11 protein-coding genes and 2 pseudogenes are annotated in these 15,554 nt (G+C 56.6%); 6 read left to right on the plus strand and 7 right to left on the minus strand.

Annotated elements, in window-relative coordinates; translation table 11 throughout:
• The first annotated feature begins 51 nt into the window (after positions 1 to 51).
• From JFU37_RS29335 to JFU37_RS29350, 4 genes are all read left to right on the plus strand, one after another.
• Positions 52 to 1,881: a DUF1302 domain-containing protein gene (locus JFU37_RS29335; RefSeq protein WP_201120619.1), complete on the plus strand. Its 1,830-nt coding sequence runs from the start codon at positions 52 to 54 to the stop codon at positions 1,879 to 1,881.
• Between the two features lie 32 nt (positions 1,882 to 1,913).
• Positions 1,914 to 3,275 (plus strand): DUF1329 domain-containing protein, encoded by a 1,362-nt coding sequence (locus tag JFU37_RS29340; protein WP_201117135.1) that lies wholly within the window; start codon positions 1,914 to 1,916, stop codon positions 3,273 to 3,275.
• Between the two features lie 77 nt (positions 3,276 to 3,352).
• The gene (locus tag JFU37_RS29345; RefSeq protein ID WP_201120620.1) at positions 3,353 to 4,411 is read left to right on the plus strand and encodes a WD40/YVTN/BNR-like repeat-containing protein; all 1,059 of its coding nucleotides are present in this window, start codon (positions 3,353 to 3,355) and stop codon (positions 4,409 to 4,411) included.
• Positions 4,412 to 4,447: 36 nt separating this feature from the next.
• Entirely contained in the window at positions 4,448 to 6,883 is a 2,436-nt protein-coding gene (locus tag JFU37_RS29350; protein WP_201120621.1) for an efflux RND transporter permease subunit, read from the plus strand.
• Positions 6,884 to 7,002: 119 nt separating this feature from the next.
• Here JFU37_RS29350 and JFU37_RS29355 read toward each other — a convergent pair whose 3' ends face one another.
• The gene (locus JFU37_RS29355) at positions 7,003 to 8,265 is read right to left on the minus strand and encodes an anaerobic sulfatase maturase (RefSeq protein ID WP_201120622.1); all 1,263 of its coding nucleotides are present in this window, start codon (positions 8,263 to 8,265) and stop codon (positions 7,003 to 7,005) included.
• A gap of 467 nt (positions 8,266 to 8,732) precedes the next feature.
• Between JFU37_RS29355 and JFU37_RS29360 the strand changes: the two are divergent.
• A pseudogene (locus tag JFU37_RS29360) lies at positions 8,733 to 8,993 on the plus strand (transposase); the annotation flags it as partial.
• A 260-nt stretch (positions 8,994 to 9,253) separates the two neighbouring features.
• On the opposite strand, the gene JFU37_RS29365 reads toward JFU37_RS29360, so the two are convergent.
• On the minus strand, positions 9,254 to 10,279 hold the full coding sequence (locus JFU37_RS29365) for an IS110 family transposase (protein ID WP_201120623.1): 1,026 nt from the start codon (positions 10,277 to 10,279) through the stop codon (positions 9,254 to 9,256).
• Positions 10,280 to 10,352: 73 nt separating this feature from the next.
• Between JFU37_RS29365 and JFU37_RS29370 the strand changes: the two are divergent.
• Positions 10,353 to 11,252: pseudogene (locus tag JFU37_RS29370) on the plus strand (IS3 family transposase); the annotation flags it as partial.
• A 72-nt stretch (positions 11,253 to 11,324) separates the two neighbouring features.
• Here the strand turns inward: JFU37_RS29370 and JFU37_RS29375 are convergent.
• The 5 genes from JFU37_RS29375 to JFU37_RS29395 all read right to left on the minus strand — a co-directional run bounded on the left by JFU37_RS29375 (position 11,325) and on the right by JFU37_RS29395 (position 15,436).
• The gene (locus JFU37_RS29375; RefSeq protein WP_201120624.1) at positions 11,325 to 12,230 is read right to left on the minus strand and encodes a flavin monoamine oxidase family protein; all 906 of its coding nucleotides are present in this window, start codon (positions 12,228 to 12,230) and stop codon (positions 11,325 to 11,327) included.
• A complete protein-coding gene (locus JFU37_RS29380) occupies positions 12,215 to 12,763 on the minus strand; it encodes an FAD-dependent oxidoreductase (protein WP_201120625.1) in 549 nt (182 codons plus the stop codon). The genes JFU37_RS29375 and JFU37_RS29380 overlap by 16 nt, the downstream gene beginning before the upstream one ends.
• A gap of 103 nt (positions 12,764 to 12,866) precedes the next feature.
• Entirely contained in the window at positions 12,867 to 13,241 is a 375-nt protein-coding gene (locus JFU37_RS29385; protein WP_201120626.1) for a cupin domain-containing protein, read from the minus strand.
• A gap of 155 nt (positions 13,242 to 13,396) precedes the next feature.
• The gene (locus JFU37_RS29390) at positions 13,397 to 13,879 is read right to left on the minus strand and encodes a hypothetical protein (RefSeq protein WP_201120627.1); all 483 of its coding nucleotides are present in this window, start codon (positions 13,877 to 13,879) and stop codon (positions 13,397 to 13,399) included.
• A gap of 108 nt (positions 13,880 to 13,987) precedes the next feature.
• The gene (locus JFU37_RS29395) at positions 13,988 to 15,436 is read right to left on the minus strand and encodes an arylsulfatase (RefSeq protein ID WP_201120628.1); all 1,449 of its coding nucleotides are present in this window, start codon (positions 15,434 to 15,436) and stop codon (positions 13,988 to 13,990) included.
• Positions 15,437 to 15,554: the final 118 nt, after the last annotated feature.

Raw genomic sequence — 15,554 nt, forward strand, 5'->3', positions numbered from 1 at the left:
GTGATTCAAAACCATGACTTTTCGTAAACCATAGAGCAGGTGGCAAGTTAGATGAACAAAAATAATAAGATCTGCCATGCAAACCTCCGCAAGGGGTTGCTGACTTCAGCCATCCTGGCGGGTCTGGGCATAACACCGGCACACGCACTGGAAATCAACACAGGGAACGAAGACCTGGCGGTTCGCTTCGACAACACGGTGAAGCTCAACTATGCCCAGCGGGTGGAATCAGCCAATAGCAAATTGGCCAATTCCTGGAACAACAATGACGGGGATCGCAACTTTTCCTCCGGCAGTGCGGTTTCCCAACGCATGGATGTGCTTTCTGAACTGGACGTCGTTTACAAACAGAAGGCCGGCTTTCGCGTCAGCGCCAACACTTGGTACGACCATGCTTATGACGATGTCGGCAGCAACAATGCGTCGACCAACCAGCTCAACAGTGGCCGGCCGGATTCCCATCACCAGAGTGGTTATGCCGATCGTTACTACAACGGCCCGTCTTCGGAAATTCTCGATGCCTTCGTGTTTGGCAGTACGGAGGTCGGCGATGAATCGCTGCTCAGCGGCAAGGCGGGCAAGCACACTGTTTACTGGGGCGAAAGCATCCTCGCGTTTGCCCATGGCAACAGTTACGGCCAGTCCGGCCTGGATCTTTCCAAGGCACTGGCAGTGCCGGGAACAGAAGCCAAAGAGCTGTTCATTCCGCGCAATCAGTTGTCGGCCAGCTTTACGGTTAACCCGGAGCTGACCCTCGGCGCGCAGTACTTCCTGGATTGGGATGCGGCGCGGTTGCCGGAATCGGGCACTTACCTCGGGTTTAACGACGGCATTCAGAGTGGCGGACATAACCTGTCGCTGGTCGCCGCACAGAACCCTCGTTTCGGCACGCCCGGTCCGTTGGGTGCCAATCAGTTTTTGCGGCTTAACAACGGCCACACCTACACCCCGGACAACCATGGTGACTTCGGCCTGATGGCCAAGTGGAGCCCGGAATGGCTGCAGGGCACGCTGGGTGTCTACTACCGCAAAACCTCCGACATCCTGCCCAATCTGGTCTTGCAACCAACGGCTGTCGGTCCTGCGCAGTTGATTTCGGGTAACGCCGGCAGCTACAACCAGTTCTATGTCGACGACATCGATGTCTACGGCCTCAGTCTGTCGAAAAGCATCGAAGGTGTCAGCGTCGGCGTCGACTTGAACTATCGCCACAACATGCCACTGGCCAGCGTGCCGGGAACCGTCAATCCGGCGGCAGGCGCTGCCGGTTTGCCGGGCTTCATCAGCAGTTTCGACGGCGACAACGGCGTGGCCCGAGGCAACACCGTGCATGCAGTCGTCAACGGCTTGACCACCTTCGGTGCGACCCCGGTGTGGGACAGCTCGACCTTGCTGGTTGAACTCGCCTACAGCCGCTGGCTGGACGTGACGGAAAACAAGCAGTTGTTCAAAGGCGAAGACTGGTATCACGGTGTCGACAAGGTATCCAAGGACAACTACGTCCTGGGCGTCAACTTCAACCCGACCTGGTATCAGGTGTTCCCCGGCATCGATATGTACTTGCCGGCCACTTACAACGTCGGACTCTCGGGTAACTCCGCTGTCCAGCTGGGGGGTAACAAGGACTCCGGCAGTTATTCGGTGGGTGTCGGCATGGACGTGCACAACCAGTATCGGTTCGACCTGAAATACGTGGATAACTTTGGTCCGTTCGACACCTGTGGCTCAGCCGGTGGTGCGAGCGCTCAAGGCCAAGGCGCTGCACCGGGTGCCAACGGCCAGTACAACTGCGTACCGGGGCAGACCACTGCCTTTGGCGGTACTCAGCCTCAGCTCAAGGATCGGGGCATGGTCACTTTGACGTTCAAAACGACCATTTGATCGAAGTCTTTGCTTGATAGCAGGAGTCACTCATGAAGTTCGTCAACACGCTTTTGTTCACTGCCTTGACCGTTGCCATCGCCGGCGCGGCACACGCAGCCGTCTCTCCGGGAGAAGCGGCAAAACTCGGCAGCAGCCTGACAGCCGTCGGCGCTGAAAAGGCCGGCAATGCCGACAACACCATTCCGGCCTATACCGGCGGCATCACCACGCCGCCAGCCAGTTACCAGTCGGGCAGCTCTTTTCGTCCAGACCCTTTCGAGGCCGACAAGCCGCGTGCGGTCATCGACGGCAAAAACGTCGGTCAATTCGCCGACAAACTGACCGCGAGCACGCAGGAATTGCTCAAGCGTTATCCGACGTTCCGGGTCGATGTGTTTCCGACCCATCGCAGCGTTGCGCTGCCTCAGCGCCTGCTGGATAACACCGCGAAAAACGCAGTCGGCACCAAAACCCTCGAGGGTGGTGTAGCGCTTGAAAACGCGTTGCCGGGCGTGCCGTTCCCGATCCCGAAAGATGGCTACGAGGCCATGTGGAACCACCTGCTGCGTTATCAGGGCTACGCCACCAATTTCAAATACGACTCCTGGAACGTCGACGGTGCCGGCACGGCGATTCTGGCCACCACCGGTAATGCGTATCTCGAATACCCGCTCTACGATCCCAAGCGTACAGAGCCGGCGAAAGAGAGCGATCTGTTCTTCAAGACCAAACTCTATTACCAGGCCCCGGCCCGCCGCGCAGGCGAAGCCATCCTGGTGCAGGATGCGGTCAACCCTCTGAAAATGGAGCGTCGTGGCTGGCAATACCTGCCAGGTCAGCGCCGGATCAAACTCGCGCCGGACATCGCTTACGACACGCCAAACCCCGGCTCGGCCGGTGCCTCGACCTATGACGATGCCTGGGTATTCAACGGCGCCATGGACCGTTACGACTTCAAACTCGTCGGCAAGAAGGAAATGATCATTCCTTACAACACCTACAAGCTGAACTATCACAAGGAAGCGGCGGACATCACCACGGCGCACCACGTCAATCCCGATTTGGTGCGTTGGGAGCTGCACCGCGTGTGGGTCGTCGAGGCCACGCTGAAACCGGGCAAACGCCACATCTACAGCAAGCGCACCTTCTACCTCGACGAAGACAGCTGGATCGCCCTGGCTTCGGATGAATATGACGCCAGCGGCAAGCTGTACCGCGGCTCCTTCGCACACCTCGCTTACAGCTATGACGTGCAGGCGCCGAACTCCGACAACCACATGATTTATGACTTTGTCTCCGGCAGCTACAACATCACCGGCATCTACGGCCCGTATGGCGGCATCAAGTACATCGATCCGCTTTCGAAAGCGCAGTGGGCACCTGAATCACTGGCCGGTACGGGTATTCGCTAAGCCATAAACGCGGGTATTTTTTTGTCGCCGGCAGTGTGTCCTCGCACTGTTTGGCGGCTTTTTTCCGAGTGAACCTCATGAATGCATTTAGATGGATAACGCTCACTGCGCTAGCCGTGGCATTGGCCGTGCCATTTACCAGAGCCGTGGTCGCCGCGGATTTTGTCGACCCGCTGTCGAGCCCGGCGATTCAGAGTGAAAAAGCCGTTAATGGAACGTTCACCGGGGTGGCCCGTGCGGGTAAGCGAGTGATTGCTGTGGGCCAGCGCGGCCACATTTTTTATTCCGATGATAACGGCGTTCATTGGCATCAGGCTGAAGTGCCGGTGAGCTCCGATCTGGTGGCCGTGCAGTTCCCGACGCCGACCCAGGGCTGGGCGGTCGGGCACGACGGCATTGTGTTGCACAGCGACAACAATGGCGAAACCTGGACGCGCCAGCTCGATGGCCGTCAGGTAGGGCAGATCATGCTCGAACACTATCAGCGGCAAGCGGCACAGGATGAGGCTCTACTGGCTGATGCTCAGAGAATGATCGATGAAGGGGCGGATAAACCCTTCCTGGACGTGTGGTTCGCCAATGAGAAAACCGGTTACATCGTCGGCGCTTTCAACCTCATTTTCCGCACCGACGATGGCGGCCAGACCTGGCTGCCGTTGATGGACCGCACAGACAATCCAGGAGCTTTAAACCTCTATGGAATGCGCGCCATCGGCGACGACCTGTTCATTGTCGGCGAACAAGGCCTGGTCTTGAAACTGGACCCTGCGAGCCAACGATTCGTTAACGTTCCGACGCCCTACAGCGGCAGTTACTTCGGTGTCACCGGCACGCCGGGAGCCGTACTGGTTTATGGCCTTCGCGGCAATGTTTACCGCAGCGTCGATCACGGTGCGAACTGGGAAAAAATCGAGCTGGGCCTGTCCTCGAGCATCACCGCGAGCACGGTCACGGCAGACGGTCGAATCATTCTGGTCAGCCAGGCCGGTCACGTACTGGTCAGCGCTGACGATGGCGCGCATTTCACGCAGCAGCCACAGACACGCCTGGGGCCAGCCGCTGCTGCGCAAGCCATCGGGTCAGGCTCCGTGGTGGTCGCGGGTGCTCAGGGCCTGCGTCAGATACCCTTCGAATGAGCCCACTTCACACAATAAAAAGAGACGAACCACGTCATGGGTAACTACAACCTCGATACGATGCCGGTGATCCGAGAGCTCAAGGGCTTCGATGCACGCTCCGGCAATTTCCTTGAACGCCTGATTTTCAATAACCGCCTGCTGGTGGTGCTGACCTGTCTGATCGTGACCGTGCTGCTGAGTTACTTCGCGGCCACTCGGCTGACGCTCAATGCCAGCTTCGAAAAGATGATTCCGCAGAGTCAGCCGTACATCAAAAACTACCTGGAAAATCGCCAGTCCTTGCGCGGTCTGGGCAACACGGTGCGGGTGGTGGTGGAAAACGCTGAAGGCGACATCTACGACCCGAAGTACCTGGACGTGCTCAAGCAGGTCAACGATGCCTTATTCCTGACCCCGGGCGTGGACCGGGCCTGGATGAAGTCATTGTGGACGCCCGCCGTGCGCTGGACGGAGGTCACGGAGGAGGGCTTTCGTGGTGGCCCGGTCATGCCGGACTCCTACGACGGCTCGGCCAGTGGCGTCGAGCAATTGCGCTTGAACATCGCGCGTTCCGGGATTATCGGCAGTCTGGTCGGCAACAACTTCAAGTCGAGCATGATCGTAGTGCCGTTGCTGGAGAAGGATCCCGTTACCGGCGCCGCCATCGACTATCACCAATTCTCGCGCATGCTTGAAGAACAACTACGCAACAAGTTCGAGTTCGCCGACAGCAACGCAACGCACAAGGCCGGTGAAGAGGGCAAAGGCCCGATCAAGATTCGTGTGATCGGTTTCGCCAAACTGGTGGGCGACCTGATCGATGGCCTGCTGCTGATCATGCTGTACTTCGGCGCCGCCGCGCTGATCGCCACTGCCATCATCTACTTGTTCACCCGCTGCGTGCGCAGTACCGCGTTGGTGATTCTGTGCTCGGTGGTGGCCGTGGTCTGGCAACTCGGGCTGATCACTTTGTTCGGTTACGCGCTCGACCCATTTTCGATTCTGGTGCCATTCCTGGTGTTCGCCATCGGCGTATCCCACGGCGCGCAGAAGATGAACGGGATCATGCAGGACGTCGGACGCGGCACCCATCAGCTGATCGCTGCGCGCTACACCTTTCGCCGTCTGTTCCTCGCCGGGCTCACCGCGCTGCTGGCCGATGCCGTGGGCTTCGCCGTGCTGATGCTGATCGATATTCCGGTGATTCAGGACCTGGCGGTCACCGCGAGTATCGGCGTGGCAGTGCTGATCTTCACCAACCTGGTGCTGTTGCCGGTGTTGTTGTCCTACTGCGGCGTCAGTCCGAAAGCGGCGGCGCGCAGTTTGCGTCAGGAAAGCCAGGAGCGAAAAGGCAAAGGATTGGGCAATGTCTGGAGCTTGCTGGACCGCTTTACCGAACGGCGCTGGGCGACGGTGGCGGTGGTGGTTGCCGGGCTGCTGGCGGTGGGTGGCTTCATGGTCAGCACGCATTTGAAGATCGGTGATCTCGACCCGGGGGCACCTGAGCTGCGTGCGGACTCGCGTTACAACCGCGACAACGCCTACATCACGGCGAACTACTCGCTGTCCAGCGACCAGTTTGCGGTCATGGTCAAAACGCCCAGCGAAGGCTGCCTGAAGTACGAAACCCTGGTGGAGGCAGACCGCCTGGGATGGTTGCTGCAACAGCAACCGGGGGTGCAGACCACCGTGTCGTTGGTCAATGCGGTGCGGCAGATAACGGCGGGTTCCTACGAGGGCAACCCGAAAATGCTGACCATCGCCCGCAACCAGAACGTGCTGAACTACGGCGCGCAACAGGCCTCGGTGAACAACCCGGAGCTGTTCGACAGCGACTGCTCGATGATGCCGGTGATCGCTTATCTCTCGGATCACAAGGCTGAGACGCTCGATCACGTGGTGAAGGTGGCGGATCAGTTCGCTCGCGAACACAGTAATGACGATCGTCAGTTCATGCTCGCGGCCGGCAGCGCCGGGATCGAAGCCGCGACCAACATCGTCGTACGCGAGGCCAACCGCACCATGCTCTTCTACGTGTACGGCGCAGTGATCGTGCTGTGTTTCATCACCTTCCGCAGTTGGCGGGCCGTGGTAGTGGCGGTGGTGCCATTGATGCTGACCTCGATTCTCTGCGAGGCGTTGATGGTCTGGCTGGGCATGGGCGTGAAGGTCGCGACCTTGCCGGTGATCGCCCTGGGTGTGGGCATCGGCGTCGACTACGCGCTGTACCTGCTCAGTGTGCAACTGGCTCAGCAACGTGCCGGTCTGTCGCTGACCGAAGCTTACAAAAACTCCGTTGCGTTTACCGGCAAGGTCGTGGCACTGGTGGGCATCACCCTGGCGGCAGGTGTGATCACCTGGGCCTGGTCGCCGATCAAGTTCCAGGCCGACATGGGCATCCTGCTCACGTTCATGTTCATCTGGAACATGATCGGCGCGTTGGTGTTGATCCCGGCGCTGTCGCATTTTCTGTTGAGGAAAATCCACTGATCCGAGCATGAAAAAGCCTCGCGACCGGATGCGGCGCGGGGCTTGCTCTGATGTCAGTCAGTTAAGGCATTTCAGGTTCAGCAATGTCCTGTGCAGCCGGACGCAGGCTTCACCAGCTGCTACAGCGGTACGATCAACGGGCCGTCAAAGGCTTGCATGATCAGCGCCGCCGGCTGGCCGTGGCTGACCAGCTGGGCCATGGCGTTCATGTAGGGCGTCAGATGGCGGAAATACTTCTTGTAGCTTGGACACAGGTAGTTCAGGCCAGGCTCGCCGTTGGGCGCAGACATGAAGCGGTTCTTCGGGCACTCGCCATGGCAGGCGAAGCGGTAGTCGCACTGCACGCATACGGCTGGCAGAGTCTCTTCTTTGGCCGCCCCAAATGCCTGCTGGGCGGGTGAGGCGAGTAGGGCTGCCGGATCGTCGGTCTGGATATTACCCAGGCGGTATTCCGGGTACATGAAGTGATCGCAGGAGTAAATGCTGCCGTCATGCTCGACGATCGCAGCCTTGCCACAGCGCGGACTGAACAGGCACACCGAAGGTGCCAGCTGGCACCAGGAAGCCAGCGCCCATTCGAAATTCATCACATGGATGGCGCCGACGTCCTGGCGCACCCATTCGTTGAAGATGGCGATTAAAAAGTCGCCATAACTTTCCGGCTCGACACTTTGCGCAGTCACTGCCGCAGGCTCGGACAGGCTGTGCAAGCGCAGTTCCGGCGGAGTGGCAAAGTGCAGGCCTTGCTCGACTTCCGCGGCACCGGGCTGGCATTCCACCACCGGGTTGAACTGAATGTGCCGAACCCCTTGGGCCTTGAGGAAACGATAGATTTCCAGCGGATAACGCGCAACCTCACGAGCCACGGTGACCAGCACATTGAACTCGACGCCGTGCTGCTTAAGCAGGCCGAGGCCGCGCATGACGTCGTCGAAACTGGAGCGCCCACGCTTGTCCGGCCGATAGAGGTCATGGACCTCGCGTGGACCGTCAAGGCTCAAGCCGACCATGAACTTTTCGCGAGCGAGGAAAGCGCACCAGTCGTCGTCGAGCAGGGTGCCATTGGTCTGCAGAGTATTGCGGATGACCTTGCCGCCGGCGAACTGACGCTGGTAGGCCAGCGCCCGCTGGAAAAACGACAGCCCCAGCAGGGTCGGTTCGCCGCCTTGCCAGGTGAACTCCACTTCGGGGCTGTTCTGCGCCGCGATATAACCCTGAACATACGCACTCAGCACCTCGTCGGGCATGCTGAAACGTTCGCGGGGCGGGAACAGCTGCTCTTTTTCCAAATAGAAGCAATAGCTGCAATCGAGGTTACAGATCGGCCCGATCGGCTTGGCCATCAGGTGCAGGCCCTGAGGTGGGGTTTGGGGGGGAAGCATGGCTGGGTTCCTGCGTGCTGTGCAGACCATTCCGCAGGACGCGGCGGTTTCAGTCTACAGGCTAGGGACTGGACGAGCCGCAGCCACCCCCCATGACCGGGGGGCAAAGCAGAGTATTACTGATGATCTGCTCAGCTGTGACCAGGCGAGCCACCAATCAGCCGGGAATCTGTCAACAAAGCCCGGCCAGGATCGGAACCGATGGTCTTACAGCAACTCCACCAAATCACCTACCGCGACATAGCTTGATTGTACGGCGCGGGCGTAAATACCGAGATTTTGCCCCGCATCACGCACGATGCTACACAGCACCGTCGGTCTTTTGGCAAGCCGACCTGCACATACCAGGCCTGCGAACCGACAGGGGCGAGCTCTTCAATGCTAAGTGCACGGCAGGGGATGATGTAGTGGTCTAATGAAACCGGACACCCATTTAGGCGAGAATGCTCGCCAGATCGAGGTGTCATATGACCAAACAACGCCGTTCCTTTTCTGCTGAATTCAAACGCGAGGCTGCCGACCTCGTGCTCAAGCAAAATTACAGCTACATCGAAGCCAGCCGTTCACTGGGTGTCGGTGAGTCGGCCCTGCGTCGTTGGGTTGATCAGGTTCAGCAGGAGCGCCAAGGCGTCACTCCGCAGAGCAAAGCCCTGACCCCGGAACAGCAGAAAATCCAGGAACTGGAAGCTCGTATCGCTCGGCTTGAGCGAGAGAAATCGATATTAAAAAATCTATGGTCACCCCCGTTTTTGCAATGCTGATTCGTGGGCGAAGTGCTTGGCTTGCTTAAATCTATCCGGCGTCTATTGGGTGAGTCACCCGCGCCATGATGAGAGTCGCGCCTGACGATCCTGAAAAGGCTAACGGCTTCTTGCAGAGCCGATTTTTAAAGCAGGTTCTTCGCCAGGCCGGTGGGCCGTTCACGTCATCCATTGTTCAGCTATCGCAAAACCTGAAAGTGGTTCGTGGCACTAGAACAACAGCTGAGTCAGATAGCCACGGCATCTGGCCCTGCATTAAATACTCCATGACCAGCTGAGATCGCCCAAGCGATCCGAGCCAGTTTGTTGGCCAAGGCACAGGCCACCACGTTCGAGTGCCGTCGTATCAGCAGCGAGCGAACCCAATCTGCCAACGCACCATGCTGGATCTTCAATTGCTGAAGATAAACTCGAGCACACTGAACCAATAATCGCCTGAGATTTTTGTCACCGCGCTTGCTGATTCCCAGCAAAGTGGCCTTGCCCCCGGTGCTGTATTGCCTTGGCACCAAGCCAATGGATGCAGCGAAGTCACGACTACATGCGTACTGCTTGCCATCGCCCATTTCCACAGCCAACAGGCTGGCGGTGATCGGGCCGACACATGGAATGCTCAGTAAACGACTGCCAAGATCATCGTCAGCCAGTTGGCGGGCCAGCTCCTTATCCAAATCCCTGATTTGGCCGTCTAGGTAGTTGAAGTGTTCGCGCAAACGATCCAAGAGTGTCATGAGACGAATGGGCAGCTCATGCTGAGTCAGGATGACCGGCAGGCGCTTCATGATGGCCAACCCTCTGGGTAGGCTGATCCCGAACTCCAACAGGAAACCATGCATCTGGTTGACGGTTTTGGTGCGGTCTCGCACCAGTGACTCTCGTAGACGATGCAAAACCGAAAGTGTCTGCTGGGCTTCGGTCTTAGGCGAAACGAAACGCATGGACGGGCGTGATGCCGCTTCGCAGATGGCTTCGGCATCGACAAAATCGTTTTTGTTACCCTTGACGTAAGGGCGAACGAACTGAGGGGAAATCAGCTTGGTTTCATGCCCCATGACCATCAGCTGGCGAGCAACGAAATGCGCTCCAGCACAGGCCTCCATCACCACGGTACATACCGGAAGGTTGCTGAAGAACTGCATCATCTGCTGACGTGAGAGTTTCTTACGAAACACCTCCCGGCCTGTCTTGTCCTGACCGTGCAGATGAAAGCTGTGTTTGCCGAGATCAATCCCGACCATTGCTAACTCGCTCATGATGATGGCCTCCGAAACGTAACCCCCTGGGAAAGCCTAGCTCTCTCAAGGTGTGGGGGTGACCATCTCATTAGGCTACCGCGCTCTTGATGTCGGAAGATCACGAGCGTTCGCGCTGATTGACCAACTGAGCGTCCACGAGCCGATTGATTGGCTGTGCAAGGTGTTTGAAGTCACTCGCTCGTGTTATTACGCCCAGCGTCTCAGGCGCCGGACTCCCGACGTTGAGCGGCTTCGGCTGCGCAGTCGGGTCAATGAACTGTTCACGCAAAGTCGCAGTGCTGCGGGCAGTCGCAGCATCTTGTCGATGCTGCGTGAAGACGGTGAGCAGCTCGGACGATTCAAAGTGCGCAGCCTGATGCGCGAGCTTGACCTCGTCAGTAAACAGCCCGGATCACATGCCTATAAACGAGCGACGGTTGAACGGTTGGATATCCCGAACATCTTGAATCGGGAGTTCGATGTTCCGGCACCCAACCAGATCTGGTGCGGCGACATCACCTACATCTGGGCCCAGGGGAAATGGCATTACCTGGCTGTCGTGCTGGATCTTTGTACGCGCCGGGTGGTGGGCTGGGCGCTGTCGGAAAAGCCGGACGCCGAGTTGGTTATCAAAGCGCTGGATATGGCCTACGAGCAACGTGGAAGGCCTCAAGGTCTGCTGTTTCACTCGGATCAAGGGTCGCAGTATGCAAGTCGTTTATTTCGCCAGCGGCTGTGGCGTTATCGAATGCGTCAGAGCATGAGTCGCCGGGGAAATTGCTGGGACAATGCGCCGATGGAGCGCGTGTTCCGCAGCTTGAAAACGGAATGGATACCGACCGTGGGCTACAGATTTGTTCAAGAAGCTCAGCGCGATATCAGCCATTTTTTGATGCATCGGTAAAACTGGATTCGACCCCATCAATTCAACGGTGGGCTGGCGCCAGCTCGGGCCGAAGAAAAACTTAACGTCGTGTCCGGGATTAGTTGACCACTACATGACAACACCGTACTGGAAGGGGCGGGTGTTGTACTCGGTTTTATCGCCCGCTATTTCTGTCGATTAACCTAATAGCTCTTTTATTTGTTGAGCCGCCTTGATACCCGAGCCTATCGCGCCATCAATATAGCCTCGGTTGCCTGCGCAGAAGTCAGCGCTAGCAAAGAAAACCCGACCTTCTGCGCCGTCCCGCAAACCTTTACCGTATTTCCTATACCAATCCGGACGCCATACACACCAGGTTCCTTGCGAGTAAGGGTCTGCAATCCAGTCATAACCATAGGAACCAGTTACTTCGATGCCGGGCAAAAATTGCTCTAATGCTTTCTGCATCTTGTCAGCGTCGTTAGTGTCAAAGTCTGCTCGATCATTTCCAAAGCACGCTATCAAAGAGCTTTCTTTGCCTATGTGATAGGTTAAAGCTTCGTCAAATCCTATGTCCTTGTTGCCATACAACAACACTTTTGGAGCCTCACCTTTTGTTTGCGCAAATACCTTGAAGCCTTTTCCAGGATGCCCCTCTTTGGAAGCTGCCAATTTGCCTGGATCTAACGATGGTGAAAACTCAACATCTTTCAGTACATTTAAGGGTATCGTACAGACCAACGTCGCCGCGGTAAGGATTTCACCTGCGCGAGTAGTGATAACGACGTGGTCTGATTTTTGTTCAATTCTTTTAACGGGTGTATTTAATCTTACTTCTGGCTTGCCATCTTCAATCATTTTATTGATCAACGAAATGGTGCCTTCTTTTAGCTGGTAACGCGCATTTGTATCATAGTATGAAGCGATGTTTTGTCCGCACAGAGCGAAAATTCGATAGGCTTCATTGGCCGATACATAGGTCGTTTTTGAGTTCACGCCGCCGCTTAATAGTCGTTGGAATATTTCAATTTGATCAGGTGTCAAGTCGGAACTATTTAGCAAGTCATGAATGCTGTCGCTATCTGCTTTCAGTATTTCCTCCATGCTAAAGTCGGCGTCAAATGGCCGCGGCCAAATGGCCATACCTTTATCGCTAATTTTTTACCGCCGGCATACAAGTCGGTAAAAAGTTTAACGATATCGGGCTCGATTCTTTTGCCATCCTTGATTTGAATAAGACGTTCCGCCGTTGCCCCCGGCGTTTCTTTAATCTCTAAACCGTAACGCATCGTTTCGGCCCACACAAAGGGCTGCATCCAGTGAATCCAAGTGCCACCCAACTCTACTTCTTGATCGCCAAAGGGCGCTTGATAAAAAGTACGGCCACCTAAACGATTACGCGCTTCCAAAATGACACAGCGATACCCATTTTCTTTTGCATCGCGAGCGGCGGTAACTCCAGCAAACCCACCACCTACAATCAGGACATCGTAATCGAATGGCGTTTTACCTCGAGGAGCATCAACGGCAGACGAGAGTGAAACATGACTCGACAATCCTGCCGCCAAAGCGCCGACAGTTACACCCTTGATAAAGTCACGCCGATTCGATTTTAAGTGGATGTCATCTTTACTCATCGTCTTTTCCTGTAGATCGTTATTTGACGGCTTTTAAAGGGCAGGAATTTTTGCGGGTGTGTTATTGAGCGGCGGTCGCGCGCAGCTCCTGCGGTCGTGTTGTCTAAATATCCGTAATCGCAGAGAGAAAGCTCTTGCGCGCCGTATCTGACTTCACATGCCAGACAACGGTTTCCCCTTTGGCAATAAACCAACTACGGCCATCACCACCCTTATAGGTAACGCTATTGCCTGACTCATCGGTAATCTCAAGCTCACCGTCGACTAACGTTGCCAGTTCGCTAAATGGATAAGTAAAGCTAAAGCGGCCTTTTGTTGTTTCAAACAATCCTGCAGTCAAGGGGAGGTTTCCACCGCCAAAGTCTGAGCGCGCATAAAGTTTGATTTCTGTTTCAGATAGCGTCTTTCCGCCTAAACTTTCAGGTGAGCCTATGTAAGTGAGTTCATCATTTTTGCATGAAGGTGAGTAGGTGATCATCAAAGTTCCTTTGTTCTATTTATTCGTCGGTTAATCAGATGGTCTTGCCACAATCTTTATGGGCAGGCGGTTAATTTCTGAGCTCGGATTCCCCGTCACGCGACTTGTGAGTATCAAAATTCGGGATCTTGCAAACCGTCTCGCCCAGATGAATTTCAAGGCTTGGGCAGGGGATAGCGCAACTCGCCTATCATCTCATCCAGGGACTCCTCAGATTTACCCTCGCTTTCCATTGCAAGCCATTTCAGGATTGCTGACTCGTGGCGAACCATTGATTCGGTAACGTCGCGATCTTCTTCGGGGCAAATGCGAGCGATCTCTTCAAAGCGGGACAGAAAACCCTGCACAGTAGGCTTGATGACGGCGGAAAACTCCAGGAGGTTATTTGTTGATTTATACGCGTTGACTATTGCCTCGACATCACCGAGATCTATGTTCTCGCTCAGGGACATACCGTATTTGACCAAGAACGGGCGCAAGCGCGCCTTTGTTTCGGTTTCAAGTTGAAGCAAGGTGCCGAAGTGGTACTCGTCGCGTTGATTTTTGGCCACGGCGATAAGCGCCAGCGCGAGCGCTTCACCGAAAATTTCGCTCTCATGTAGCTCTCGGATCCACGCAGGATAGGCCACGGAATTCATATTGTTTCTCCTTTCAGTTGTGCATCGGCGCATTGCCGCGTGTTGTCTCTCACGGCTGTAGCCGTTTGTTTGTTGGCCTTTGGACACGCCACGGCTTCTTCACGGACATCACCCACCAAATTTCGTCAGATTGACTGCTTTGGGATTTGGATATTGCTCAAGTGACTTCAGGTACTCGCCGATCAACTTCATATACGGCGCAATAACCCAGCCATTCACGGCGACGGTGTTGACCTCCTCACGCGGGTCTTGCTCGACATTGAAGATCGACGGATAACCATTCAGTTCGGCACGGTAGCCGGCGGCGCCGGCCATGGCCGGATTACCGGCGGAGCTGACGAACTGCTGCGGATAGATACGGAACTGTCGCCAACGCACCGCCACGATCTGGTCGCCGATGAAGGTGATCAGGCTTACGCGATTCGAGCTGGCCTGTTTGCCAGTGAAGAATTCGCTCTGGTCCACGCCGTCGATGGGCCGATCCTGGGGGATATCCGCGCCGATGATTTTTGCCAACGTCGGAAAGACGTCATGGATGGACACCATCGCGTTGCTCACGCGCGGCGCGATCTTGCCCGGCCACTTGATCATACCGGGCACACGCAACGAGCCTTCTAGCGCATCACCAACCTCGCCACGGAACGGGCCATTCGAGCCGCCGCGGAACTCGGCCGGCCCCGCCGTGGGCGAGGCCCCATTGTCAGATAGCCAGATCACGATGGTGTTGTCCTCGACGCCGGCAGTCTTGATCGCGTCCAGCACCTGGCCGGTGCGATGGTCGAGCTCCATGATCGCATCGCCATACGGACCGCTGCGCGACTTGCCGACAAACTCGGGGGCGACCAGCGAGGGGTAGTGCGTGTTGGTCCAGCCGACGAAGAGGAAGAAAGGCTCCTTCGCTTTGGCTTGGCGCCCGATGTACTCCACCGCCGCAGTGGCGATGTCACCCTCCACCTGACGTCGGTAGTCCACCGTGTAGGGTCGGACCTTCTTCAGAGTGCCGTTTACCTCCGATTCCCAGATGCCGGGCTCGGACGCAGCGATGACGCCTTCAGGCAGCCCGGTACGCTGCATGCTGTCGCGGTACAGGGTGCCGTCGGTCGTCTCGATGACGCCGACCCGGAATTGGTCAAAGCCCTGACGGGTCGGCCAACTTTGCTCGCTTGCCCCCAGATGCCACTTGCCAACGTAGCCCGTCGCGTAACCCTGGCTCTTGAACAACTCTCCCAGCGTCACTTCACTGGCCTGGAGCGTGTTCGGCGTGCCCCCGACAATGATGCTGCCAAGACCCGAACGGGGCGAATAACGCCCGGTTTGCAGCGCCGCGCGGGAGGGCGTGCAACCCGGCTCCACCAGGAACTGGGTAAAGCGCAGGCCTTCGCTGGCAAGCTGATCGATACTTGGGGTCGGCATACCGCGAACCTCACCCGCGCCATAGGCGCCGATGTCTCCATAGCCAACGTTATCGGCCAGCATGACGACGACGTTGGGTTTGTCTTGGGCATACACTGAGCCTGTGAGGGCGATCAGGAGTGCAGGTATCCAAAAGTTTTTCATATCGTCCTCGGTGAATTTCCTTGTACTCGTCAAACTAACTACTACGCGGCCTTTCGATGGCTCGGTACTGAATCGTTACCCCTGATCCAGAACTGAACCTTTCACATATCAGGTATGC

Origin of the sequence: Pseudomonas sp. TH41 (assembly GCF_016650695.1) — a bacterium.
Taxonomy (GTDB): domain Bacteria; phylum Pseudomonadota; class Gammaproteobacteria; order Pseudomonadales; family Pseudomonadaceae; genus Aquipseudomonas.

Bases quoted from the DNA above. Each gene is read 5' to 3' on its own strand.
- JFU37_RS29335 (WP_201120619.1), top strand. From the start codon at position 52: ATGAACAAAAATAATAAGATCTGCCATGCAAACCTCCGCAAGGGGTTG.
- JFU37_RS29340 (WP_201117135.1), top strand. From the start codon at position 1,914: ATGAAGTTCGTCAACACGCTTTTGTTCACTGCCTTGACCGTTGCCATC.
- JFU37_RS29345 (WP_201120620.1), top strand. From the start codon at position 3,353: ATGAATGCATTTAGATGGATAACGCTCACTGCGCTAGCCGTGGCATTG.
- JFU37_RS29350 (WP_201120621.1), top strand. From the start codon at position 4,448: ATGGGTAACTACAACCTCGATACGATGCCGGTGATCCGAGAGCTCAAG.
- JFU37_RS29355 (WP_201120622.1), bottom strand. From the start codon at position 8,265: ATGCTTCCCCCCCAAACCCCACCTCAGGGCCTGCACCTGATGGCCAAG.
- JFU37_RS29365 (WP_201120623.1), bottom strand. From the start codon at position 10,279: ATGAGCGAGTTAGCAATGGTCGGGATTGATCTCGGCAAACACAGCTTT.
- JFU37_RS29375 (WP_201120624.1), bottom strand. From the start codon at position 12,230: ATGGAGGAAATACTGAAAGCAGATAGCGACAGCATTCATGACTTGCTA.
- JFU37_RS29380 (WP_201120625.1), bottom strand. From the start codon at position 12,763: ATGAGTAAAGATGACATCCACTTAAAATCGAATCGGCGTGACTTTATC.
- JFU37_RS29385 (WP_201120626.1), bottom strand. From the start codon at position 13,241: ATGATCACCTACTCACCTTCATGCAAAAATGATGAACTCACTTACATA.
- JFU37_RS29390 (WP_201120627.1), bottom strand. From the start codon at position 13,879: ATGAATTCCGTGGCCTATCCTGCGTGGATCCGAGAGCTACATGAGAGC.
- JFU37_RS29395 (WP_201120628.1), bottom strand. From the start codon at position 15,436: ATGAAAAACTTTTGGATACCTGCACTCCTGATCGCCCTCACAGGCTCA.